Consider the following 25,913-nt stretch of genomic DNA (forward strand, 5'->3'; position numbering starts at 1 on the left):
TTAATTTAGGTTAAAGCGTTCTGTCTCCTTGAAGGGAGAAAGGTCCAATGATTCAATGGAAGTCCGGTACGATTTCCATTCGTCATTAAAGAAGGCATTGGTCTTGTCCAATGCAGCCTTTAGTTCTTCTTCGGCAAACCGAATCATTCTACGTTCGGTGGCCGTTATTCCAGATTTTCGGGTGCCCACATAATAGGAAGCATCGCCCAATCTGGTCATCACATTGGGTTCTGGGTCGTCGGTGATGCCTTGACGCTTGTCTTCTTTGCCCAAGTACAGCGCGACCACGGAGTCAATCTGTTTTACAATGGCCTCAGAGGCCTTGATTTGCTCCTCAAATTTATCTTCATCCAATTCCTTGAGCTCTTTTTTGAACTTGTTCGCCAAATCCTTGCTTTCCACCAATTGTTTTACAGCATCCGCAGCGGTTTGGGTATAACCTTCCAGTTTTTTGCTGGTTTCGTATACTTCATTGATGGCAGCAAGGCTTACGTCCAACCTTGGGTCGGTCCTCACCGTTACAGATGTGGAGTCGGTCGATTCGCCATACACCACTTTAACTTTGTAGGTACCGGGCTTTACTTCTACGCCTCCACGTTCCCTATCTCGCTTTCTGATGGTTCTGGATGGGCGGTCCGGGCCTTTTTCGTCCAAGTTCCAGTAAATCCTATGGAAACCGGCTTTCTCCGGAGTCTTGTATTTCAGGGTTCTGATGAGCCTATCGCCATCATAAAATTCAAAAAAGATGGAGTCTTTTGTTTTTTCTTTTGACTTTTCGTCATCAGCGCTTTCCTCATCTTTTTCCTTATCCTCTTTCCCTTCTTCTTTATCCTTCTTGCTTCCTTCTTTTAGATAATAGGTAATCATCGCCCCGTATTCACGGTTTTCGCCGTTAAAAATGGCATCCCCACCAAATCTTGAACCAGTAGGCTGTTGATAAGCAGCAAGGTAGGCATCTGGACTATCGAACAAACTGATGTCTTTTTGCAAGACCGAAGTATTGCCTGCCAACTTTCGCAATGGGCGGATATCGTCCAACACCCATGCAGCTCTACCAAAGGTCCCGATGACCAAATCCTGCTCTCTTGGTTGAATCGCCAAATCCTTGGTGGATACCGTTGGGAAACCTTTGTTCCACTTTTTCCAGTTGCTCCCGGCATCCAAGGAAATATAAAGACCATCATCGGTTCCCAAGAACATCAAATTTGGGTTTTCAGGGTCTTCGATAATGGAAAGGGTATAGCCTTTTACATCATTTTCATCAACAATACGGGTCCAGGTTTTTCCGTAATCTTTTGTTCTGTAGGCATAAGGTGTGTAGTTGAACCTTCTGTAATCGTTGGCTACCAAAAGTGCTTCTCCTTTGTTGTTTTGGGAAGCTTTTATCTGTGGAACCCAACTTCCAGTAGGCAATCCTTTGATGTTTTTGGTGACCTCGGTCCATGTTTCACCGCCATTGAGGGTGTAATGCACACGACCGTCATCGGTTCCTACCCAAAGCATATTTTGCTCTACAGGTGATGGTTCTAATACGATAATGGTACAATGGTTCTCCGCGCCTGTGGCATCCATGGTAAGGCCGCCACTTTCGCTCTGCTTCTGTTTTTCCTTGTCATTGGTTGTCAAATCGGGGGAAATTACTTCCCAGGTCAAACCTTTGTCGGTGGATTTGTGCACAAATTGACTTCCAAAGTAGACCGTGCTATTGTTGAATGGATCCTGACCAATGGCCGCATTCCAATTGAAGCGAAGTTTTGTGTCCGCATCCGGTGGGGTAGGGCGTACAATATAGCCATCACCGGTTTGCCAATCGTAACGGCTCACATACCCTTGTTGGCTCATCGCATAACCGTATCGGCTATCATCTGGGTCGGGAACCACATCAAATCCATCACCAAAAGCGATTTCCTGCCAGTAGCTGTTACGAATGCCCTGCTGTCTCCACACATAAGCAGGCCCTCTCCAAGAACCGTTGTCCTGCATACCGCCATACACATTATAAGGGTACTCGTTATCGGTACTGATATGATAGAACTGGGCGACGGGTAAATTGCCTATAAACCGCCAAGTTTTACCGCCATTTTTGGTGATATTGAGTCCTCCATCGTTACCGTCCAACATAAATTGTCCGTTTTCTGGGTGAATCCACCACGCATGATGGTCGGGGTGTACACCGTTATCAACGCCATAGGCAGGCATTAATTGGCTAAAGTTTTTACCACCATCCTCTGAAACATTGATGTAGGTGAACACAGAATAGACCCTATTTTCATTTTGTGGATCCACATAGATTTCGGAGTAATAAAACGGACGGTTACCGATATCTTCCTTATCGTTGATTTTTTCCCATTTAAAACCCCCATCGGTAGATTTGTACAGGGCATTCTTCTTGGCTTCTACCAAGGCGTAAACAATATTGGGTTTGTTGCGCGCAATGGCCACACCGATTCTTCCCAAATCGCCTTTGGGAAGACCGTCTTCGGCCGTAATTTTTTTCCAAGTTTTTCCACCATCATGTGTCATGTGCAATCCACTTCCCGCTCCTCCAGAGTTGAAGAACCATGGCTCTCGTTTGTGCTCCCACATGGCAGCGATGAGTTTATTGGGATTGGTAGGGTCCATGACCAAGTCGGCGACTCCGGTTTTATTGTTCACAAAAAGAACTTTTTCCCAGGTTTCACCACCATCAGTAGTTTTGAAAACACCGCGTTCCGGATGTTCTCCCCATGGCGACCCAATGGCTCCTACGTAAACGGTGTTGGGGTCGGTGGGGTCGATAATCACTCTGTGGATGTGCCTGGTCTTTTCCAAGCCCATCGATTTCCAACTTTTTCCGCCATCCAAGGATTTGTAGATGCCATAACCTCCGTTCAAACTGTTTCTAGGGTTACCTTCGCCTGTCCCCACCCAAATGACGGATGGATTGGATTGTTGGATGGCCACGGCACCGATGGAAGCAGTCACTTCATTATCAAAAACGGGCTCCCATTTGATACCCCCCGAGGTAGATTTCCACAAACCGCCCGAAGCGGTTCCGACAAACATGACATCTGGATTGGAATGGACCACATCGATCGCAGTTACACGTCCGCTCATTCCGGCCGGACCTATGTTTCTTGGTTTCATGTCCTGAACCAAATCCATGCTGAATTCCTGTGCTGAAATACTGGCAGAAATCAGCAGCAATACAAAGAAGATTGATTTTTTCATTAGTTGGGTTTGTAGTTTTTCTGAGTTAATATGACAGTATGTGGAATTAAATGGCTTTGCACACGTCCCACAAAATTCTGCAGCCTAAAGATACCAAAAACACTTCCCTCATTTCTTAAAGGCATGTTAATGGAACTTGTATTTTGATGTTTGGAGTATTACTCGTTTTTATAAATTGTACCGTCTTTCATCACAAATTTTACCCGTCGCATTCTGGAAATATCCTGAACAGGGTTGCCTTCTACAGCAATGATGTCCGCCAGATATCCCTCCTGAATCATTCCCAATTCCTGAAAATGAAGAATCCGTGCGTTTACAGAGGTGGCTGATTGTAATGCCTGTAAAGGCTTCATGCCATAATCTACCATGAGTTCCAGTTCCCGGTAATTTTCGCCATGGGTAAAAACACCCACATCTCCGCCAAATACGATTTCTACTCCAGACTCGAGGGCCAAAGCAAAGGATTTTTTCTTTTTGGCAATGCGTTCTGGGTCGGGCTCTTTGCCCTTCTGCCAACCTTTGTATTGTTCTATGGCATCACCGGCGGCCAAGGTTGGGCAAAGGGCTATTCCTTTTGCTTTCATCAGTTCAAAAATTTCTGCGGTGCCCCCATCTCCATGTTCTATGGTTTCCACGCCACCCATGATTGCCCTGCGCATCCCTTCGGGAGTGCTTGCGTGGGCGACCACATACCTACCTGCGGTAGTGGCTGTTGCTACCATGGCGTCGATTTCTTCTTGTAAAAAGGTAGGTTGTGAGGGCTCATCCTTCCCCCAGCGGTAATCGGCATATATTTTGATCAGATTGGCACCGTTGCCCAGTTGGGTTCGAACTTCTTCCATTGCTCTATCCTTCCCAGTCACGGGAACAGCACCCAACGGCACTTGTACTCCATCATGGAAGCCTTTTGGGCCGTAGGCTCCGGTTGCTACTATGGCAGGCCCGGCCATTAAAGTGCGTGGTCCTGGAACTAATCCTTCATCAATGCTTTTTTTGAGATAGATATCCGCATAGCCAGCGCCTTCAGAGCCTAAGTCACGCATGGCTGTCACTCCTGCCAGCAACGTTTTTTCGGCATGAACTATGCCGCGAATTGCTCTTTCTACAGGTGATTCTTCCAGCACTTGGTCATTCCAGTCCGTTTCGTTATAAGGATGCAATAGCAGATGTGAATGACCTTCTATGAGGCCCGGCATCACCGTCTTTCCTTCAAGTTTGATTGTAATGTAGCCCCGTGCCTTTTTAAGTCTCTCCAAAGGCCCTGCGTAGGTAATTTTGTTCGAATCAACAGCGACCACCCAATCGTCATGCATTTCCTTTCCATCAAATACCCTATCGGGAATCAATAAGGTTTGGGAGTGGAGTTGACTCAAACAAAAGACTAGGAAGGTAAGGATAAAATATTTTTGACGCATATTGATATTGGTTGTTAGTCTATTTTAGATGTGTTCAGTAATTCTTGAAGCTCGCTTTTTGAAAATATTTCGGAACCTTTGATTAGGGTATGTATGTTTTGGGTATGCTCGATATTTTCCAAGGGATTGGCCTCCAAAATGACCAAATCCGAAACTTTTCCTTCGGAAATACTGCCATAATCTATGGTCTGATTCAGGAACTTGGCTCCATTAACTGCTGAGGTACGAAGGGCATTCAAGGGAGAGATTCCATTGGCTACCATGGTTTGCAACTCTTGGTGAAGGGATATGCCCGGGTAGGTATAGGAATTGTAGGCGCCACTATCCGATCCTGCCAATAGCTGAACCCCGGCCGAGTCTAGGGATTTGACCAGTTTCCCGAAAAAGAGGTCCAATTCCTTTCGGTCTTCTCTTGCTTCCTCGGATGCACGAAGAGCTGATTGAATACGGCCTTCGTAGGTTTTGATGATACCCTGGCCCATGTAACTGAGGTATTCATCATTGCTGTGGTCCACTTCATCCAAATAACTCAAAGTTTTGCCAATGTGGAGTGTGGGAACAACAAAAACATCATTTTTCTTTAACCTATTGAAGGTAGCTTGAGCTGTGCTGTCGGTGTAGGCATCCATCAGTGCTGGCATGGCATCCCAAAAGCCCATGTCACCGTTTTTTAGCTTTTCCGTGACCTCCGATTCATTAGCGGCACAGCCCTTCATTATGTAATATAGATGCTCAATACCGTCCATTCCTGCTGTTACAGTTTCTTCCAAGGTAACGGTGAACGGCATGTGTCCCGATACGGTAAACCCTCTCTTTTTGGCTTCTTTTATGGCATTGAGATAGTTCTCGGGAGAAATCCTGCTGTCGTAGATTTTAACGAAATCAACGCCCAATACCTCCAAGGAGTCCAAGGCCCGAACCACATCATCCTCGTTTTCCACCTCCAGCGAGCCCGCCCAACTGGCATTGGGTCCATCAATTTTGGGACCGGCGGTAAAAATGGTAGGTCCGTTCAGCTCTCCAGTAGCTATTTGCGTCTTCCAATTCATTACGGCATGCGTCAAATCCCCACCGGCATCACGTACCGTTGTGATTCCATTGGCGATGAAAAGTTTTAAAAAGTTCTCGTTGTTTCCAATCAAGCTATTGCCCCCGCGCAGGTGGATGTGATTGTCCCAAAATCCGGGCAATACATATTTTCCAGAGGCATCTATGGTAGTTCCGGCCTTGAATTCTTGAGTGGAATCCACCGCTTGTACGGCAGCTATTTTTCCGTCCACCAAGAAAATGTCTTGATTTTTGACCGTACCGGCCTCCAAATGAATCACTTGGGCATTGGTAATGGCCACATCATAGGTGTTGACGCTTTTTTTCTTGCAGCTGGCAAGGATCAATACTAGGGAGAAAACGAGCAGTCGGGTCATATAGGGTTGATTTATGAATCCTTAAAGATACCTGATTTTATTTCGTCGCTTTTTGTGTTTCTCGGCTTTTTTGGTGACTTTTAGCAAAAACCAAAGTTTGAAGGCGACAAAACCGAGTTGGTTCTATTTGATTTTATTGATTCTCTCGGGTGAGGCCATTTTTATCCTTCCCTTTGTGTTGCCCCGTGTGTTCAGGCCCACTGTGCTGGATGTGTTGGAGCTGGACAACGTTGAATTAGGCCTCTGTTTTTCGGTGTATGGGCTGGTAGCCATGGTTTCCTATGTTTTTGGAGGTCCGTTGGCCGACAAGTACCAACCCAGAAAGTTGATAGCAGTCGCCTTATGGATGACAGCATTGGGCGGATTTTTATTTGCCCAATATCCTGCACTATGGGTGCTTCAGGTGTTGTACGGTTGGTGGGGATTTACCACCATATTTTTGTTTTGGGCACCCATGATCAAGGCGACCCGTATTTGGGGTGGAGCCAATTCCCAAGGTAGGGCCTTTGGTTTTTTGGACGGGGGACGTGGCCTAACCGGCGCTTTGTTCAGTTTGTTGGGAGTTCTTGTCTTTTCATTTTTTTTGACGAAACCACCTGATTTGGCCGACTTGCCCGACCGCAAAGTGGCTTTCACCTATGTCCTGTACACAGTGTCCATCATCATCATTTTAGTGGGTCTTTTGGTATGGTTTTTCATGAAGGCAGGAGATGAAGAAAAGGAGATGATTCTTGAGCAGATTTCATGGAAAGATATCAAACAAGTCCTAAAACTGCCCTCGGTATGGCTGTTGATGGTCATCATCCTTTGCGGTTATGTGGGCTACAAGATTACAGATATCATATCACAGTATGCAGAAGAGGTGATGCTGTACAATCAAGTGGAAGCGGCCAAAGTGGGAACGTTATTGCAATTTTTAAGACCAGCTACGGGCGTTCTATTTGGGCTGATAGCAGATAGATTAAAGATCACATGGTTGTTGGTCGTTGGATTTTTCTTTGCGCTGATTGGTGGATTGCTGTTCGCCAGCGGTATCATAGCCCCATCCACCACTACCTTATTTTTTATCTCCGTGTTGGTGATTGCCGTTGGCGTGTATGCGATACGGGCCTTATATTTTGGGGTCATGCAAGTGGGGAAAATCCCATTGACCCTTACAGGTACTGCTGTTGGATTGATTTCTTTGATAGGGTACACCCCAGATGTTTTTGCCGGACCAGCTTATGGGATGTTGTTGGATGCCCACCCTGGTGAAGAATTGGGACATCAACATGTGTTTTGGATGTTGAGTGCGTTCGCATTTGTCGGCGGAGTGGCCGCCTTCATCTACCACCAAAAATACGGGAAGTCAAGCTAAACGGATGGTAACGAAAGGGCTCTTCAAATTCGTTACAGAATCATACAGTATCGAGTAAATCGTTTATTTTTACAATTTGAGACAATAGAGGGTAGTTTTCAGCAAAATTGTATTTATATTGCCATTCTATCGGTATTTTGCTGATAAACAAACTAAACTTTAAGATTTTACAACAATTAGTTATGCACATGAAAAATTACATCTTAGGGGCACTTTGTCTCCTTTTTGTATTGGTTGGCTGTGAAAACAAACGTCAGGGTCCGCCAAAACTATTGGTTTTTTCAAAAACGATGGGCTTTAAGCATGCCTCTATTCCTGCTGGAATCGCCGCTTTGGAAAAACTGGGACAGGAAAACAACTTTGTGATTGATACGACCACCAACGGGGACATGTTTACCGACGAAAACTTGGCACAATATTCGGCCATCGTGTTTTTGAGCACCACGGGTAACGTTTTGGATGCAGCCCAAGAGGCTTCTTTTGAAAGATATATTCAATCAGGCGGAGGTTTTGTGGGAATCCATGCCGCTACAGACACCGAATACGATTGGGGATGGTACAATAAACTGGTCGGGGCACAGTTCCTAAGCCACCCTGCTGGAACCCCGGAAGCCGATTTCATCATTAAGGACAAAAGTCATCCGGCCACATCTTTTTTTACGGATTCCATTTGGCATAGAACCGATGAACTCTACAATTTTAAAAATTTCAATGAAGACGTGAATGTTCTTGTTACCGTTGATGAATCGACTTACGAAGGTGGCGAGAATGGAGATTATCATCCCATGGCCTGGTACCACGAGTTTGATGGCGGACGTGCCTTTTACACGGCTGCCGGGCATACCGATGAAAGTTACACCGAGGAATTGTTCCTGAAGCATGTGCTGGGAGGAATAAATTATGTGATCGGGAAGAATTTGGAACTGGATTACGCCAAGGCCAAATCGCAGGTGCCACCGGAGGCCAACCGTTTCAGTAAAGTGACACTTTCCACAGGGCAATTTAATGAGCCTACGGAAATGACAGTGTTTTCAAATAACGATGTGTTGGTGGCCCAGCGTAGGGGAGAGATTATGCTTTACTCAGCGGAAACACAGGAGGTGACCCAGGTTGCCTTTTTGGATGTATACCACAAAACTCTGGAGACACCAGGGGTCAATGCAGAAGAAGGGATTATGGGACTACAAAAGGACCCAAACTACGCAGAAAATAACTGGATTTACGTATACTATGCACCTTCTGGCGATAGATGGGTGAACCGCTTATCACGATTCAAGTACAAGGACGGTAATTTTGACACTGATTCCGAGCAAGTTATCCTTGAAGTGGACAGTCAACGTGAGATTTGCTGTCACACCGGGGGGTCCATTGCCTTTGGTCCTGAAGGATTGTTGTATTTGTCAACAGGAGACAACTCGACCCCTTTTGATGACAAGGGCGCCAAATATGTGAATAGCGGATATGCGCCGTTGAACGACATACCCGGCAAAGAAAATTTTGACGCAAGAAGATCATCTGCCAATACCAACGACCTTCGGGGTAAAATTCTTCGAATCAAGGTAAACGAGGATGGTAGTTATGATATCCCTGAAGGAAACCTATTTCCTGTGGGCACTGAAAAAACCAGACCTGAAATTTATACTATGGGTCATAGAAACCCTTACAGGATTTCTGTGGATATGAAAAGAGGCTATGTCTATTGGGGCGATGTTGGACCAGATGCACGGGTAGATAGTTTGGAAACAAGAGGTCCAAGGGGGTATGACGAAATGAACCAGGCTCGCGAGGCGGGTAATTATGGCTGGCCCATGTTTATTGGTGATAATTTTGCCTATAGCAAATACAATTACGAAACGGGGGAGACCGAAAGAAAGTTTGACCCCGAGAAACCTATCAACGATTCCAAAAACAACACGGGTCTGAGGGAATTGCCACCGGCCAAACCGGCTTACGTGTACTATCATTATGGTGAAATCCAAGATTTTCCGCAGGTAGGTTCCGGTAGCCGTAATGCTATGGCTGGACCAACCTATTGGTCCGATATGTATCCCAACGGAGGAGGCTTGCCCGCTTATTACGATGGAAAAGTGATTATTTACGATTGGATGCGCGGTTGGATGATGGCCGTTCATCTGTTCGAAGATGGTACCTTCAACAAAATGGAACCGTTTGCGAAAGATATTGAGCTCCACAATCTCATCGATATGGAAATGAGCCCAGACGGACGCGTTTATTTGTTGGAATATGGAAGTGGTTGGTTCTCGGCCAATCCGGATAGTGGTTTGAGCTATATTGAATATAATGGCGGTAACCGTGCTCCGGTAATCGATAGTTTTATCGTAGACAAGGATGCTGGTTCTCTGCCCCTCACAGTTACCGCTACGGTAGATGCTTATGATCGAGAGGGAGACAGTATGACCTATGTTTGGGATTTGGGCGATGGCACTACGCAGGAAACCAATGACCCCACAGTGACCTATGCCTACAAGCAAGCTGGGTCCTATAAAATGAATGTAACCGTTAAGGATGTGGCAGGAGAGGCCGTATCCAGTTTGGATAAGACCATTATTGCAGGGAATGAGCGCCCTGTGGTCAATATTGATTTACAACAGGCCAATTCTTCTTTCTACATTCCCGGTCAGCCCATTAACTATAAAATTACCGTGACCGATGCCGATAGTGATGTAGATGAGGACAATGTGTATGTCTCTGTGGAATATCGTTCAGGAATGGATGAGGTAAACATGAACTTGGGACACCAACAGGTATCTGGGGCAGTAATGGGTAAAGCATTGACCCAGAGTTTGGATTGCAAATCGTGCCATAAGGAAAAAGAAGCATCCATAGGGCCAAGTTATTATGACGTTTCAGAAAAGTATAAGGGAAATCGTCGCATTACCAACTATTTGATGGCCAAAATCATTGCTGGTGGTTCTGGTGTTTGGGGCGAAGTGGTGATGCCCGCTCACCCCAATGTAACACAATTGGAAGCTAGACAGATAGCCCAATATATCCAGTCTTTGGCAGGTGGTGACAACAAACAACCTTCGTTGCCAATGGCAGGTAAGATAACCCCAGAAGCCAAAGAAAATGGAGAGGTATTCTTGTTGACGGCCAGCTATACCGATGAAGGAACAGGTGACGCATTGCCGTTGACAGGTTCAGAAACGATAGTATTGGCCAGTAATAGTGTGTCCTTCCCCGAAGGAACACCAACAGAAGGTATGCAGGCCATGACGTTTGGAGGTATGCAGTTACAGTTGCTAAATGCTGCCGAAGGGTGGTTGAAAATGGAGAATACCGATTTGTCGGGAGTTTCCAGAGTAATGGCCATGGTAGGATGGCAAGAGCCACCAAGCATACCCTATACCATGGAATTGAGGGCAGGAGCCCCAGATGGCAAGGTATTGGGCACGGGAAGCTTGAATCCTTCAGGACTTGGAGGACAGGGAACCGCTGTGGTCATCCCCATTGAAAAGACGGATGGCGTGCAACCCGAACTGTACCTGACCTATAAAGCTGGAGGTGAATCCTTCAGTCCATTCGCCATTACACAGCTACAGTTTAATTAAAGCGTAAATAACCAACCAACCATAAAAAGGGGCCAGCAGTTTTTGCTGGCCCTTTTTTCGTTTTATGGATGTTGTTCGGATTTTGACTTACAGTTGTTCCGTTTCGATATAAAAATTCCTGTCGATTTTGAGTTGAGTTCCGTTAATGGATTCCGTTTTCCATTGCGCTGATGGAAACAACCATTTTTCCATATCTCCTTCCCAAACCCTAATGGGCATATCAAAACCTTCCACAATGTCCACATATCGATATGTAATGGAACCGTTTTCCAATTTGTATTCCAATTTTGGAATCATTGTGGTGCGTAAGTATTGATCAAAGAAGGCAGATAAGTCTTTTTCTGTCTTGTCGCTCAAATACTGTTCTATCTGCTCCGAAGTAACGGTCTGATGGTAAAAATCCTTGTTGATATTCCTCAAAATCTGTCGCCACTTCTCATCATCCTCCACTAACTGCCGAAGGGTGTGCAGCATGTTGGCCCCTTTATAGTACATATCCCCCGAACCACTTTTGTTCACGCCATAAGGACCGATAATGGGGCGGTCGTTTTGGATATTGGCCCGAGTACCAATGACATACTCTTCTGCCGCCTTGGTGCCGAAGTGGTAATCCAAATAGAGGTTTTCCGAATAGGCCGTAAAGCCTTCGTGCACCCACATATCGGCAATGTCTTTGTATGTGATATTGTTGGCGAACCATTCGTGCCCCGCTTCGTGGATGATGATAAAATCAAACTGCAAGCCCCATCCCGTCCCTGAGAGATCACGACCCAAATAACCATTTTCATATTGATTTCCGTAGGTGACCGAGCTTTGGTGTTCCATGCCCAAATAAGGCACTTCCACCAGTTTAAAGCCATCCTCGTAAAAAGGGTAGGGTCCAAACCAATGTTCAAAGGCCTGTAGCATCATTGGGGTCTGTACAAACTGTTTCTTGGCTTTCTCCAAGTTTTCGGGCAGCACATAGTAATCCAGTGGCAAGTTGCCCTTTTCACCCTCATAAATCTCTCCAAAATGAACATAATTGCCAATGTTTACGTTGACCCCATAATTGTTGATGGGATTTTTGACCACCCAATGGTAGGTGGTAACATCGTCTTGCTCCTCAACACTTTCCAATTGCCCGTTGGATACATCCATGAGATCTTTGGGAACGGTTACACTGATGCGCATACTGTCCACTTCGTCATACATATGGTCTTTATTGGGCCACCAAACGCTGGCACCAAGACCTTGGCACGAAGTAGCTACAAAAGGGTTGCCCTGTGCATCCTGTTTCCACGAAAACCCTCCATCCCATGGAGCGCGAACAGCCTCTCTTGGATGCCCGGAATAGGTAATCTTCAATTCATTGAAATCGCCGGGAACCTGTTTTTTCTTCAGTTGGATGAAATGCGCGTTGCCGTCCGAAGTAAACTTCAGCTTTTTGCCATCCTGTGAAACCGAATTGATTTTCATGGGTTCCTGTAGGTCAATTTGAAGCGTTTGTGCTTCTTCGAGCACTTTATACCGTACCACATTGTGGCCAGAGATAAACTTCTGTGATGGCTCTACTTTCACGTTGAGGTCGTAGTGGTTCAAGTCCCACCATGCCCGTTCGGGTGTGATGCTGCCGCGAAGTGTATCCTGTTTGGTAAAGTTTTGGCCGGATAACACACCCAGCCCAAAAAAGAAAACGATAAGCGTTGTATGCTTCATATGGATTAAAATAAACTGGGTTCCTTTGAAAGGAGATTGCTTAGTTACCTAAATATCTTGTTCGGGAATACCACGGGACTTTCATGGCCATCCTTGCCCACAGCGGCAACGCCAAAGAAGAAATTATCGATGACAATCCCTTCCAGGGTGTGTTCATTTACATCGCCTACGTACTTGTAATTATCCCAAGTGGGGGAGGTGGTATCCCTCCAATAAATTTTATAACCCACAGCGTTCTCCACCTTGCTCCAACGCAATTTGGCGCTTGGTTCCACAATTCCCCCAATTTCTACAGTTTCTGGAGCCGGTGGCGCCCAAGCAATGGAGGCTAGGTTGATGGCGTTCACAGCCGTTAGTTTTTTGGCATATTCAAAATTCACATGTTCCAAAACATCACCGTAAGCAATACCATCTTCCACCCGAATATCTTGGTGCTGCTGGGTGTAGTTTTCATGGGCCTCCATAATTCGGATACCAGCATAGCCAAGATCATTAAAAGGTCTGTGGTGTCCCCCTCTACCAAATCTGTCCAGTCTATAGATCATCATAGGGTTCATTTCGGGCATGTAGGTTTTGGTGGTTTTGTAGACATATCGAGCCAATTGACGCGAAATCCCATCTACTTCTCCTCCATAAAAACGTCTTGCCCGACGCTCTTGCTCCGTTTCGGTAGGTGGAACTGGTTCCGAAAAGATTCGGAAATCCCTATTGCTAACTACGCCATCTACTCCTGAAATGTTGCCGATCATATCGTTGTTCAGGATGCCCACAATGTCCCATCCTTTTTCCTTGGCGTATTCGGCCAAGCCTTTTCCACCATAAAGTCCTTGTTCCTCACCAGAGAGCCCCACATAAATGATGCTGCTTTCGAATTGGTATTTGGACAAAACCCTAGAGGCTTCAATGGTACCGGCCATACCGCTGGCGTTATCGTTGGCTCCGGGAGAGTCTGAAGTGTAGTTGGTCGGGTCGCTTACACGGGAATCAATATCACCGCTCATGATAATAAATCGATTGGGAAACTTGGTTCCCCTCTGAATGGCAACGACGTTAACCACTTCCACATCCTTTACGATTCGGGCATTATCTCCTTTGGGGATAAGATTTTTTTGATAAAACACCTCCAAACAATCATTGCAATCGCCTGAAATCTTTTCAAATTCTGATTTGATCCATCTTCGGGCAGCTCCGATACCACGGGTTGTTGAAACAGTATCACTCAAAGTATGTCTTGTTCCAAAATTGACCAGCGTAGTCACATCACTTTCAATGCGTTCGGCCGAGACTGCATTGATGATATCGTAAATTCGGGTATCGGTTTGGGAAAAGCCGATAGACCCAATGGTCAACATAAGGAGCGTAAGTGTATTCTTCATTTTCATGAGGTTTAGTTAGTTTTATGGATTATTTCATTATTGAATAAAGGTAACTTTGACAATTTCGCCATTTTCAACTTCATAAATGGCAATCGCCTCGATAATTCTTCCGTTGACAGTTACCGATTCGTGATCGATTACTTTGTTTCCGATAACGATTCTATTCTGAATTTCACAGTGTAAATCGGGTGTGTTGTCAAAGAATGTGCTGTATTGCTGTGTTAATTTGGATTTGCCTTTCGAGTTAAGGGAGTTTGGAAAACTATAGAGTTCAATGCCTTCAGCATAGGTGTCGGCAAAAGCATCGATATCACGGTTATTGTAGGCGTCCAATTGCTCTTGAACAATGGTTTCCGCATCGGTCAGGGGCCCATCGGGAAAGACAAACGTCATCGAAGCGATACGCCCGTTCTCCACTTTGTAAATGGCCACTTGATGACCTTCCCTGCCATCGACCATGGTCTTTTCCTCATCAATTATAGTGTTTCCGAGAACGATACGATTCACGACTTCCACGCTCGATTGTTTCACGTTTTCGAAGAAGCGTTCATAGTTGTCTCGCACGTTGTCCGTGCCTTGGTACATTTTTTCGTTGGGAAAGCGCTGCACTTCCACATTTTCGGTGTAGCAGGATACAAATGCATCCAAGTTCCCGCTGTTAAAGGCCTCTACCTGTTTTTGGATAATTTTTGCTGGGGAATCCTCCGCCACAAACGCGAGCCGTTTGCCATTGGGACTTATCGCGATGCGGCTGATATTGTTGATTTCTTCCAATCCAAAGGACATTACGGTCTCCCAATCGGCATCATCAGCGTCCACATCCAATGTCAACAGTCTTTTGCCGGCCCCGGTCAGTATCGTTTCTCCGTTCAGCCAACAAATATCCTCTTGCTGTCCAAAGGTGTCCGCTATTTTTTTAGTATCACCAGTTGCGGGGTCTAGAGATCGTATTTCCCAATTGGCGTTCTTTTTACTGATAAAGCTGACTAAATCACTGCCCGGTATTCGGTGCAAGGATCGCCCCACGTTTTGAAAAACGGTCGTATGGGTGCCTTGTTCCAGGTCGATGATCACCAAATCCATTCGGTTTTGCACCAAAACCGTTGTGACCAACACTTCCTTATCAAACCAAACATGGTAACCGATTTTTAATTCCGAAAGCGGTTCGGAGGTGCTATTTTTGAGGTCATACTCATACAGCCGTTGCAGTCCGTCCACATCCAGCCGAATGGCGGAAATGGCCCTTTTTCCAGGAATACGAAGAGGAGAATATTCGCTACCCGTTGTGGTATAGGTCAACCATGAAGAGGTACTGCCTTCGCTCACATTGAATTGAAGCACATCCGTTTGACCTTCGCGTGTGGAGGCAAAAAGGACGTGGTCATCATCCCAAAAAGAGGGTTGGTTGTCATAACCCGGATTATTGGAAATGTTTTTCGGATTGCTCAAAACAGGCTTTCCGTTGCTCATATCGAGGTCAAACAAATAGACCTCTGTCTCCATTTGCGACCATCCATGGATGGAACACAGGAAGCAAAAAAGCACTAATGCTCTCATCATGGTCGTGTAAATCGTTTTAAAAGTTCCCTTACCTTTCTGGTGCTCTCCACATGGTACTTGGCCTGGGTTTTCTTCAGTCCCACTTTTACCGTAATGGCAGAATCGGGTAGTTCTTGGAACATGAATTCATCGGTCCAGTCATCCCCAATGGCAAAGACAAAGTCGTAGTCGTCCTCGCTCAACATTCGCGTGGCGGCCCGCCCTTTGTTCACATTGCTGCTTTTGATTTCCATGACCTTGTTCCCGTTCAAAACGCTAATATCGTCATTGCCGATCAAACTTCGCAATACCGTATTGAGTTCCGTTGCCCGCTTGGTCCCAAAATCAGGGTCGGTGTTTCGATAATGCCAGGCCAATGAATAGTTTTTCTCTTCAATAAAGGAGCCCGGTGTGCGGTCCACGAAGGATTCCAACACTGGACGTATTTTTTTCATCCACTCGCCCTTTACCTGTTCCAGCATTTTAAATTCTTCCCCATTTCTGGAAATCCACACCCCATGCTCCACGATCATGTTGTAGTTTTTGGGCAAAAACCAGCGGCCAAAGGTTTGCTTGTCCCTTCCGCTGATCAAAAATACCGTAGTGTTTTCCTGCTGATTCAAGGCGTCCAACAGTTCATACAGTTCATCGTCGGGGGAAGCTTGCTGTGGGTCCTTGTGAAAATCTGCGAGGGTGCCGTCGTAATCCAAGAACAGCAATCGCTTTTTTGATTTGGCGTAGGCCTCTTCTATGGATATCAATATTTCGGATGACATTTTTTCGGAAATGAAAGCTTTTCCCAAGTCGCGATTCTCTTTTAGTGCATTCATAAACTCATTGGCCCACACCTCAACATTGTAACGTTCCAATCGTTTTTGGAGAAAGGTGTTTCGGGCAATCTGCTCGTCCAAGGGCATATTGAAGGCCTGCTTTAGCGTATCTGCCTGTTGTTCAAAATTATTCGGGTTGATGAGGAGGGCTTCGTTCATTTCGTAGGCGGAGCCGGCCATTTCGCTCAAGATCAACACCCCGGATTTATCCGTTCGTGTGGCAATATATTCCTTGGCCACCAAGTTCATTCCATCCCGAAGCGGGGTAAGCCAGGCAATGTCACTAGAGGTGTACAGATCGATCAAACTTTCAAAAGGAAGGGAACGGTAAAAATACCAAATAGGTGTCCAGTTCACCGTGGAGAGTTCTCCGTTGATGCGACCTACCAGCTCATCCACCTCTCTTTTCAACAATTGATATTGTGGTACGTTGGAGCGGGACGGTACCGCCAAAATAATTAACCGGACCTTTTCTTTGTACTCCGGATACTTTTGAAGGAAATACTCAAAGGCATTGATACGCTTGGCGATTCCCTTACTATAATCCAAGCGGTCTATGGAGAGGATCAATTTGGTGTCCGGTGCCGATGCTTTGTGGTTATCCAAACGCAACTGCAGATCGCTTCGCTCTTCCATGCTTTTGGAATCGTGAAGAACAGCAGCGTCCCTAAACTTTTTGTAATCGATGCCCATGGGGAAGGAGTCCACTTTGATCACCCTGTTTTCCAGATAAATCTCATTGAAGCTCACATCCAAACCAATAAGTCTGCGAACGGAACTTAAAAAGTGCCTTTCGTAATCGTAGGTATGGAATCCAATGAGGTCGGAGCCCAATAAACCTTCCAGAATTTCTTCACGCCAAGGTAAGGTCCGGAAAATCTCAAAGGATGGGAAGGGAATGTGCAAAAAGAAGCCAATGGTGGTGTTGGGCCGTTTTTCGCGGACCATCTGCGGGACCAGCATCAATTGGTAATCGTGCACCCAAATGGTGTCGTCTTCATCCGAATTTTCGATAATGGCGTCGGCGAATTTTTGGTTTACGGCCTTGTAGGTATCCCAAAAGTTGAGTTCAAACTCCGAATACTTCAAAAAATAATGGAACAACGGCCAAATGGTCCGATTGCTGAATCCATAGTAAAACCCATCTATTTCATCTGAGTTGAGCTTTACCTTGGCGCAACCATGTTCCTTTAGGGCCTCATCAATTTCAACTTCCAGCTCTTCCGGGGTTTCCTCGTCGGTAAGGCCGGACCAACCGATCCAGAGACTTTCCCCTCCGCTGTGTACGGATTTCATTCCCGTGGCCAATCCTCCAACGCTCGGAATTGCGGTAAGGCTTCCATTGCTAATTTGTAATTGAACGGGTAGTCGATTTGAGATTATGATAGTTTTGGCCATGAATCGGTGATTTTTGACGTATTTTAATTTTTTCTTTCTTTAAAAATCGGGAAATTCGAGCGCAAAACCAATTCATTCGAACCCTTTTGAGAATTTTTGAGCTATGGACAACTTGAATTACGGAATTATAGGAAATTGCAGAAGCGCGGCATTGATTTCCAAAGAAGGCTCCATAGACTGGTGCTGTTTGCCGCAGTTTGACTCTACTTCGATATTTGCCAAGCTGTTGGATGAACAAAAAGGCGGTAGTTTTGAGGTGCATCCCAAAGGGGATTATTCCGTGGAACAGGAGTATTACCGGAACACTGCCATTCTCATTACGCGTTTTACCGAGGGTGACAATGTTTTTGAGGTGCACGACTTTATGCCGCGCCACCATAAAATGAACGGAAAATACAAGGCGCAGCCCGAGATTATCCGTTATATCAAGCATGTGTCGGGGTCTCCAAAATTTACGGTCAACTACGACCCCAAGTTGGAATACGGACTGGGAGAGACCAAGCATTATGTGAAGGAGGACTTTATCGCCAGTCTTACCCACAAATTGAAGTACGATACGCTTTTTCTATATACATCTTTTGATAAAGAAGCTGTTTTGGCCGGTGAGGAAATTGTGTTGCAGGAGGATGGTTACTTTTTGATATGCTACAACGAAAAAATCATTAAGCCTACCACCGATACCATGGGATTGGAACTGGAACGAACCAAGGTGTATTGGTTGGATTGGGCCGCAAAAACTCCCGATTATCAAAAGTTCAAGGATGAAATCATCCGTAGTGCCATTACCCTAAAAATGCTGACTTACGACAAAACGGGGGCGGTTTTGGCAGCAGCCACCACTTCCTTGCCAGAGACCATTGGTGAAGTAAGGAATTGGGACTATCGTTTTTGTTGGATTCGGGATGCTTCCATGGTCATTAAAGTGGTTTCGGAGCTGGGACACAAGAATTCTGCGAAGCGTTATCTGCAGTTTATCATTGATTTGATGCCCGACAAGGACGAAAAACTTCAGATTATGTATGGCATCAACAAGGAAAAAACCTTAACGGAACGGACACTGGCCCATTTTGATGGGTATAAAGGCTCCAAACCCGTCCGTATTGGAAATGCAGCTTATAAACAGCGTCAAAATGATATTTATGGCATTTTGATGGATGTGATCTACGAACAGTTGCGCAATTTCAGTAACGATATTGAAAATGTGGAGGAGCTTTGGAGCATTACCAAAGGTATTGTTTGGATTGTGGGCAAACACTGGGAGGAGCCGGACAAAGGTATTTGGGAATTCCGAGGTGAGGACAAACACTTCACTTTTTCCAAAGTATTGTGCTGGGTGGCGCTTGACAGGGCCATAAAGGTGGCTCAAATGTTCGGCAAGACCCGAAAATTGGAACGATGGGTAGCCCTTGAACAAAAAATCAAGAAAGACATTCACGATAACGCCTGGAACAGTGACATCAATGCTTTCGTACAAAGCTATGGTTCCCGACACTTGGATGCTTCGGTGCTTTTAATGGAGCCCTACGGGTTTATTCATGCCAAGGACCCAAAGTACGTAAACACCGTTAAGGCAATCGAAGAGGGATTGAGCAACGACGGTTTGCTGTACCGATACAAGAACGAGGATGACTTTGGATTGCCTTCGTCCTCTTTTACCATTTGTACCTTTTGGTTCATCAACGCCCTGTTCAAAATAGGGGAAGAGGAGAAGGCCTTGGAACACTTTGAACGTTTGTTGGGCTACAGTAATCATTTGGGACTCTTTAGTGAGGATATCGATTTTAAGACCAAACGTTTGTTGGGCAATTTCCCGCAAGCATATTCACACTTGGCATTGATTGAATGTGCAATCAACTTTTCCACCAAACAGAAGGACGAAAAAATATTGGAATCCATCGGGTAGGTTAGAGGAGTATTCGAACCATGCTTAGATATACCTGAACAAGGGATTTTAAAAAAGAGGCCGTCTAAAAAGCATAATATTTCAACCTCGTCAGGTTGAGCGCAGTCGAAACCCATTGATTGTCAATGGACTTTAAGTTCTCGACTGCGCTCGAACTGACAGATAATAGCTTTTTTGGACAGCCTCTTTTAGGTTGTTCAAAAGACGACTTATTTACTTTCCAAGAAATCTTCAAAAGTCATCAAGGATACAGCCTGCTTTTTAAGGTATTTATCTTTCAACTTGGCAAAATCCGTTTTAGCGGTATTGAACCGTTCTGCTATCACTTCCAAATTTTTAAGCTCCGCAGCGGAGGGCTTGTCATAGTTTGAGGCGACCTTGCTATACAGATCGGCCATTCGTTCCCGTAATTGTGGTTCCGCGGTGCCCACATAATTATCGCCAGTGGTAATGACCAAGGTTTCTTTTAGACTATTTAATTTCTCTGCCGTTTTTTTGTCACCAGCGGTATTCGCATTTTCCATGATTTCATCCAATTCATAGACCAAGTAGGCAAGCTCTTGGGTCATATCGTATAATTTCATGGTGGTTGCTTCCTTGAGTTCACGGTCTTTTTCCGTTAAGGGCGAGTTCTTGTCATACACAAGATTAAAGGTGTGCTCAAATGTTTCCTTTCCCTTGGTAATGACGGCCTTGTAGGTGCCCGCGGGTACCTTTGGTGCCGTAAACCCACCAAAACTAAAGGTTTTTCCTTTGGCGACTTTAGGTACTTTTCGAGTGTAGTTCCAATTGACCACGTTAATGCCTTTTGATTTACCCGGACCTAATTCGGCAATCTGGTTACCTTCCATGTCTTCAATCACCATGGTCATTTTCCCAAAGGTGTGCCTTTTGTTGAGATAGTATTTGATTTGGACATCGTTGGTCTTATTGTTCCCCACAAATTGGGTTTCCGTCCCAAAATTTCCACCAAAGGAACTGGTCTCGCTAATTTCGGTATCAGGGGTATCAAAAAAATGCAATGTTTTTCCCAATACTTCATTATTGATGCTTCGAAGAGGGGATATGTCATCCAAAATAATTATTCCTCTACCGTGTGTGCCCATGACCAAATCGTTGGTCTTTTTATGTAGTTCGATAAAGTGAACGGCCACTGCGGGCATGTTGTTGGTGAACTTTTTCCAATTCTTTCCACCATCCATAGTGATGTACAGCCCAAATTCAGTTCCTAGAAACAATAGGTCTGGATTTTCGTAGTCCTCCTGAATGTTTCTGGCGAAACCGACCACATCATCAGAAATTATACTCGTCCATGTTTTACCAAAGTCCGTGGTTTTAAAGGCATAGGGCGTCATATCGTTCATGGTATGACCATCGAAAACAGCATAGGCGGTACCTTTGTCAAAAACACTGGCTTCAATATGATAGCACCATGTGTTTTTCGGTAGACCGGGAATGTTGGCCACGGTATTCGTCCATGTTTTGCCACCATCTTGGGTCACTTGAACATTCCCATCATCTGTACCTACCCAGATGACGTTTTCATCCAATGTGGATTCGGCAATGGTAAAAATGGTGGTATGGTTTTCCGCCCCTGAATTATCCATGGAAAGTCCGCCAGAATCTTCTTGATTCTGCTTGGCAGGGTCGTTTGTGGTCAGGTCGGGCGAGATGATCTCCCAAGTATCTCCCATATCTTCCGATTTATGCAGGTATTGGCTGCCCATGTAAAAACGGTCTGGTTGATGTGCGCTGATTGCCATCGGTGCATTCCAATTCCAGCGTAGTTTTTGGTCCTCGCTTACGGGAAGTGGTTGAATGGTCTTGGTCAATTGCCGTTCCGTGTCGATGCGCCACACATTTTCAGCTCCCTGCATTTCTGAATAAATGATGGGTTTCGTGGGATGCTTCAACACACGGAAACCATCACCGGCACCTATGGAATTCCAATCACGTGCCTCAACACCATTTGGTGAGGAGGAAGGTCCCCACCAAGAGCCATTATCCTGTAACCCTCCATATACATTGTAAGGTTCGGCATCGTCCACACTAACTTGATAAAACTGGGAAAGTGGAAGGTTTTCCACAATTTCCATGGTCGTACCGCCATCCCAGGTGCGATAAACACCTCCATCGGTTCCTACGTACATGATATCCGAATCTTTGATATTGAACACCATATCATGAATATCGGAGTGCATATTTCCTAGGTTCTTAAATGTTTTTCCACCATCTCTGGAAATGGAACCACTTAAACCGCCTTTCACAACTACGTCCTCATTTTTTGGGTCGACGACAATCCTTGAGAAATAGAAGGGTCTTACCGTAATCCCAAAATCGTTGTTCAACTGTTCCCAAGAGGCACCGGCATCATTACTGCGGTACAGGCCTTTACGCTCGTCCTTTTCTGCTTCGATGACCGTGTAAAGCACGTTGGGGTTTGAAGGTGCCACTGCAATGGCCAATCGGCCCAATTTTCCTGCTGGGAAGCCATTGTGGATTTTGTTCCAAGTCTTTCCTCCATCCGTAGATTTGTAGAGCGCACTTTTGTCGCCACCGGACTCAAAAGACCAGCCTGTTCTTCGGAATTCCCACATAGAAGCGTATAGGATGTCGGGATTTGTAGGGTCCATGGCCAAATCGGCACATCCTGTTTTTGGATCAACGTACAAAAGCTGTTCCCAGGTTGCTCCTCCATCGGAGGACTTGTACACGCCACGTTCTTCACTATCGCCCCAAAGCGCTCCCAAAACCCCAACATAAATTTCTTGGGAGTTGTTTGGGTTTACAATGATATTGGCAATCCGTTCCGATTTTTCAAATCCTATTTTGTTCCAGTTGGCGCCACCATCCGTGCTTTTATAAAGTCCATCGCCAATGGATACACTATTTCTGGTCCATGTTTCCCCAGTACCTACATAGATGATATTGTCTGGGTCGTTGGGGTCCAGTGCCACTGCTCCGATCGATTGGCAGTAATCGTCAAAAATGGGATTAAAGGTTGCTCCGCCATCACTGGATTTCCATACCCCGCCGCCAGCGGTCCCGGCATATACAATGCGGCTATTGGTCGGGTGGGTTTCCATGTCGTTGATACGCCCGCTCATCAGTGCAGGCCCTATATGTCGTGCTGTCAAATCACCAAAAAGCGCTTTGCCGTCAATTTCTTCCAAGGTTTGGGAGTATCCCGCAGCCATAGATAGGACCGAAAGAACGGTCCAAACATATTGTAGTTTTTTCATTCCATATCAGTTTAAAAAAAAGACCCTAAAAAGATAGGGCCTTGGTATCGGATTTTATTTTTTTTCAGTCTCGCCCACTTCATCTGGGAAAGCAAATTCAGTATCTGCAATGGCAGGGTTGAGTTCGATGCTGTCAATGGTGATAGGCTGCGCTTGACCATCCTTTACGCCCTGTGTCATGGAAAACGGAAAGTACATGCCATTTACTTCTTGATAATCGCTCATGGTTACCTCGCTAACCTGTCCTTTGGCTGGTCCTGATTTAATTTCGGACTGCATTGCGATGGGTACAAAATTATCCTTGTCAAAAAAGTAATACGAAACATCATCCTGTTGCGTACCATCAATGGTAATGGGTTCTTTGACCAGTTTTATCTTGAAGGTCTCGGTTCCATCGATAGTTTCGGTGCCAAGAAGCTCAACGGTGTACCCTTTTTCTTTGTAGTCAATAAAGGAATCAGGAAAGTCGTTGGTGTTCAGTTTAAAATTGGAGGTTTCCTCGGCATCCGATTTTTCCGCTTTCATGGTCATAAAATTATGGCTCCAGAGCGTTTCTCCATCAAATACTCCTTGTTTGATTTCCTTACCCTGAAAGGTAATTTTCGTCATTTGGCGACCATCTTTTAGATTATAGATTTCCAAAGGAATTTCCATACCGCCTTGGTTCACTTTGGCGGTCATTTTGATGCCCTCTAAATTTTTCCAATTGTCGAGTCCACCCGTGTTCTCAAAATAATTTTCAATGATTTCATCCGCAGTTTGCGCCTGAAGCGGCATGGCCAGGGCAACAGCGATAAGTGTAATGGTTAATTTTAACGCTTTCATTTTTAAGTTTTTATGTTGTAATGATTAGTATTAAAAATAATGAAATTGTTACATCATTTTAGAAAAGATTTGATAGAAAATACAAGAGAGCACAAACATTTTTTCAGTTTGCGTTTCCGGAGACCGAAATACTGTTTTCAACGCACAAAGCACATGTCGAAATAGATATCTGGAATTAAGTTGCTGTAACCCCTGATGCATTGGAAAATGAAGGGCAATTTATTCAGCGGTGTTCACAAAAAAAAACGCCCCGGTCGGGGCGTTTTCAAATCTTGGAGGGTGTATTCCCCATGATTATTGGGATTAGTCAAAGGTATACCCATTGTCAGCGGCCACTTTGTCCGCAATCTGCGTTCTAAGTTTTACCACATTGGGCTGGTTAGCGTACTTTGTGAATCTTTTAAGTCCCATTAACATCATACGTTGTTCATCACCTTCGGCAAAGGATACGATGGCTTCCTTGGCCTTTTGTTGGATGATGTCCACCGCCCTGTACAAATACAGCTTGGACATGGCGATTTGGGTAGCTTGTGCCTCTTCACCGAAGCGTTTTGCATTTTTCTCGGTTCTAAGGAGGGCTGATTCTGCCATATAGATTTGAATCAGGATATCCGAAGCGGCCATCAACAACATTTGGTGTTTTTCCAAATCGGGTCCAAACTTTTGAACGGCACTACCGGCGACCATCAGGAATACTTTCTTCAATCGAGCTATCAAGTCCTTTTCTTCGGACAACAATTCTGAAAAATCAGGAGTGTCAAAAGATGGAATTCCCATCAACTCTTCACCCACGGCAGTGGCTGGCCCTAAAAGGTCCACATGGCCCTTCATGGCTTTTTTTACCAACATGCCTACGGAAAGCATACGGTTGATTTCGTTCGTACCTTCATAAATTCTAGAGATTCGAGCGTCTCTCCATGCCGATTCCATTGGAGTATCAGCGCTAAAGCCCATACCTCCAAAAACTTGAATCCCCTCATCCGTAGTATGTTGCACGTGCTCGGAAACGGCTACTTTCAAAATAGAGCATTCGATAGCGTATTCCTCTACACCTTTCAGTTCCGCTTCTTGATGGGAGTTACCGCTGGCTTCGCGAATGGCGATTCTATCCTCGATATTTTTGGCGGCACGGTAGCATGCAGCCTCATCCACATAAGCATTGGTGGCCATGTCGGCAATTTTTGCTTTTATAGCTCCAAAATTGATGATAGGTGTTTTGAACTGAACACGCTCATTGGCATATTTCGTGGCCTCGTTGATCACACGGCGTTGTGCCTCCAAACAAGCGGCAGCTAATTTGATACGACCTACATTTAAGGCGTTCATGGCGATTTTGAATCCATTGCCTCTCTCGGAAAGCATATTTTCTACGGGTACTTTGGTCTCGTTGAAGAATACTTGTCGGGTAGAGGAGGAGTGGATACCTAATTTCTTTTCCTCATCGCCCAAGCTGATGCCATTGCTTGGATCGTTTTCAACAATAAAGCCCGTGATGTTCTTGTCATCTTCAATACGCGCAAATACAATGAACAGATTGCAGAACCCTGCATTGGAAATCCACATTTTTTGTCCTGTAATGTTGTAATACTTCCCATCTTCTGAAAGAACAGCTTTGGTTTTACCGGAGTTGGCATCCGAACCTGCTCCTGGTTCTGTTAAGCAATAGGCGCCAAACCACTCACCGCTGGCCAATTTGGGAACGTATTTTTGTTTTTGCTCCTCAGTTCCATATAGGGTTATTGGCATAGTTCCAATTCCGGTGTGCGCTCCAAATGCTGTGCTGAATGACCCTGTGGCCCCAGAAATGTAGTCACACACCAACATGGTGGACACAAAGCCCATTCCCATACCACCATACGATTCTGGTACGGCTACGCTCAGCAGACCTAGCTCACCTGCTTTTCGCATGCATTCTTCGGTGTAGGCGTAGTCTTTTTTCTCAAAACGCTCCCAGTGTGCCCATAGCTCTCTGTCTACGAACTCCTTGGTGCTTTCGCGCATCATCTTTTGCTCTTCATTGAGGTCTTCAAGGGTGAAAACGTCCTCACATTTGGTCTCTTTGACCAAAAATTGACCACCCCTTAAAATTTCTTTGTTTATTGTTTCTGTGCTCATACTTTATAA

Annotated in this window: 13 protein-coding genes; 3 read left to right on the top strand and 10 right to left on the bottom strand. The window is 45.3% G+C overall.

Annotation, left to right across the window (positions count from 1 at the left end):
- The 3 genes from RBB12_RS06385 to RBB12_RS06395 all read right to left on the bottom strand — a co-directional run bounded on the left by RBB12_RS06385 (position 1) and on the right by RBB12_RS06395 (position 6,049).
- Complete coding sequence (locus RBB12_RS06385) at positions 1–3,210, bottom strand: WD40/YVTN/BNR-like repeat-containing protein (RefSeq protein WP_306013213.1); 3,210 nt, start codon at positions 3,208–3,210, stop codon at positions 1–3.
- Positions 3,211–3,368: 158 nt separating this feature from the next.
- The gene (locus tag RBB12_RS06390) at positions 3,369–4,583 is read right to left on the bottom strand and encodes an amidohydrolase family protein (protein ID WP_306013212.1); all 1,215 of its coding nucleotides are present in this window, start codon (positions 4,581–4,583) and stop codon (positions 3,369–3,371) included.
- A 56-nt stretch (positions 4,584–4,639) separates the two neighbouring features.
- The gene (locus RBB12_RS06395; RefSeq protein ID WP_306013211.1) at positions 4,640–6,049 is read right to left on the bottom strand and encodes an amidohydrolase family protein; all 1,410 of its coding nucleotides are present in this window, start codon (positions 6,047–6,049) and stop codon (positions 4,640–4,642) included.
- 97 nt (positions 6,050–6,146) lie between these two features.
- Here RBB12_RS06395 and RBB12_RS06400 point away from each other — a divergent pair, with 97 nt between their 5' ends.
- Together RBB12_RS06400 and RBB12_RS06405 are read left to right on the top strand one after the other, a co-directional pair.
- Entirely contained in the window at positions 6,147–7,406 is a 1,260-nt protein-coding gene (locus RBB12_RS06400; protein ID WP_306013210.1) for an MFS transporter, read from the top strand.
- Positions 7,407–7,594: 188 nt separating this feature from the next.
- A complete protein-coding gene (locus RBB12_RS06405) occupies positions 7,595–10,978 on the top strand; it encodes a ThuA domain-containing protein (RefSeq protein ID WP_306013209.1) in 3,384 nt (1,127 codons plus the stop codon).
- A gap of 87 nt (positions 10,979–11,065) precedes the next feature.
- Here the strand turns inward: RBB12_RS06405 and RBB12_RS06410 are convergent, their stop codons facing one another.
- From RBB12_RS06410 to RBB12_RS06425, 4 genes are read right to left on the bottom strand one after another with little or no spacing between them, the layout of a single operon-like run.
- Entirely contained in the window at positions 11,066–12,676 is a 1,611-nt protein-coding gene (locus RBB12_RS06410; protein WP_306013208.1) for a M1 family metallopeptidase, read from the bottom strand.
- A gap of 44 nt (positions 12,677–12,720) precedes the next feature.
- Positions 12,721–14,052: a M28 family metallopeptidase gene (locus RBB12_RS06415; protein WP_306013207.1), complete on the bottom strand. Its 1,332-nt coding sequence runs from the start codon at positions 14,050–14,052 to the stop codon at positions 12,721–12,723.
- 36 nt (positions 14,053–14,088) lie between these two features.
- On the bottom strand, positions 14,089–15,612 hold the full coding sequence (locus RBB12_RS06420) for a nuclear transport factor 2 family protein (RefSeq protein ID WP_306013206.1): 1,524 nt from the start codon (positions 15,610–15,612) through the stop codon (positions 14,089–14,091).
- Positions 15,609–17,819, bottom strand: a complete 2,211-nt coding sequence (locus tag RBB12_RS06425; protein WP_306013205.1) for a bifunctional alpha,alpha-trehalose-phosphate synthase (UDP-forming)/trehalose-phosphatase — start codon at positions 17,817–17,819, stop codon at positions 15,609–15,611. The genes RBB12_RS06420 and RBB12_RS06425 overlap by 4 nt, the downstream gene beginning before the upstream one ends.
- A gap of 103 nt (positions 17,820–17,922) precedes the next feature.
- On the opposite strand from RBB12_RS06425, the gene RBB12_RS06430 reads away from it, so the two are divergent.
- Complete coding sequence (locus RBB12_RS06430) at positions 17,923–19,722, top strand: glycoside hydrolase family 15 protein (RefSeq protein ID WP_306013204.1); 1,800 nt, start codon at positions 17,923–17,925, stop codon at positions 19,720–19,722.
- A gap of 209 nt (positions 19,723–19,931) precedes the next feature.
- Here the strand turns inward: RBB12_RS06430 and RBB12_RS06435 are convergent, their stop codons facing one another.
- The 3 genes from RBB12_RS06435 to RBB12_RS06445 form a co-directional block, all read right to left on the bottom strand.
- On the bottom strand, positions 19,932–22,964 hold the full coding sequence (locus tag RBB12_RS06435) for a VPS10 domain-containing protein (protein WP_306013203.1): 3,033 nt from the start codon (positions 22,962–22,964) through the stop codon (positions 19,932–19,934).
- Between the two features lie 54 nt (positions 22,965–23,018).
- A complete protein-coding gene (locus RBB12_RS06440) occupies positions 23,019–23,789 on the bottom strand; it encodes an outer membrane lipoprotein-sorting protein (RefSeq protein ID WP_179384032.1) in 771 nt (256 codons plus the stop codon).
- 303 nt (positions 23,790–24,092) lie between these two features.
- Positions 24,093–25,904: an acyl-CoA dehydrogenase family protein gene (locus tag RBB12_RS06445; protein ID WP_306013202.1), complete on the bottom strand. Its 1,812-nt coding sequence runs from the start codon at positions 25,902–25,904 to the stop codon at positions 24,093–24,095.
- Positions 25,905–25,913 lie beyond the last annotated feature (9 nt).

Origin of the sequence: Allomuricauda sp. MMSF_3307 (assembly GCF_030733585.1) — a bacterium.
Classification (GTDB): Bacteria; Bacteroidota; Bacteroidia; order Flavobacteriales; family Flavobacteriaceae; genus Flagellimonas.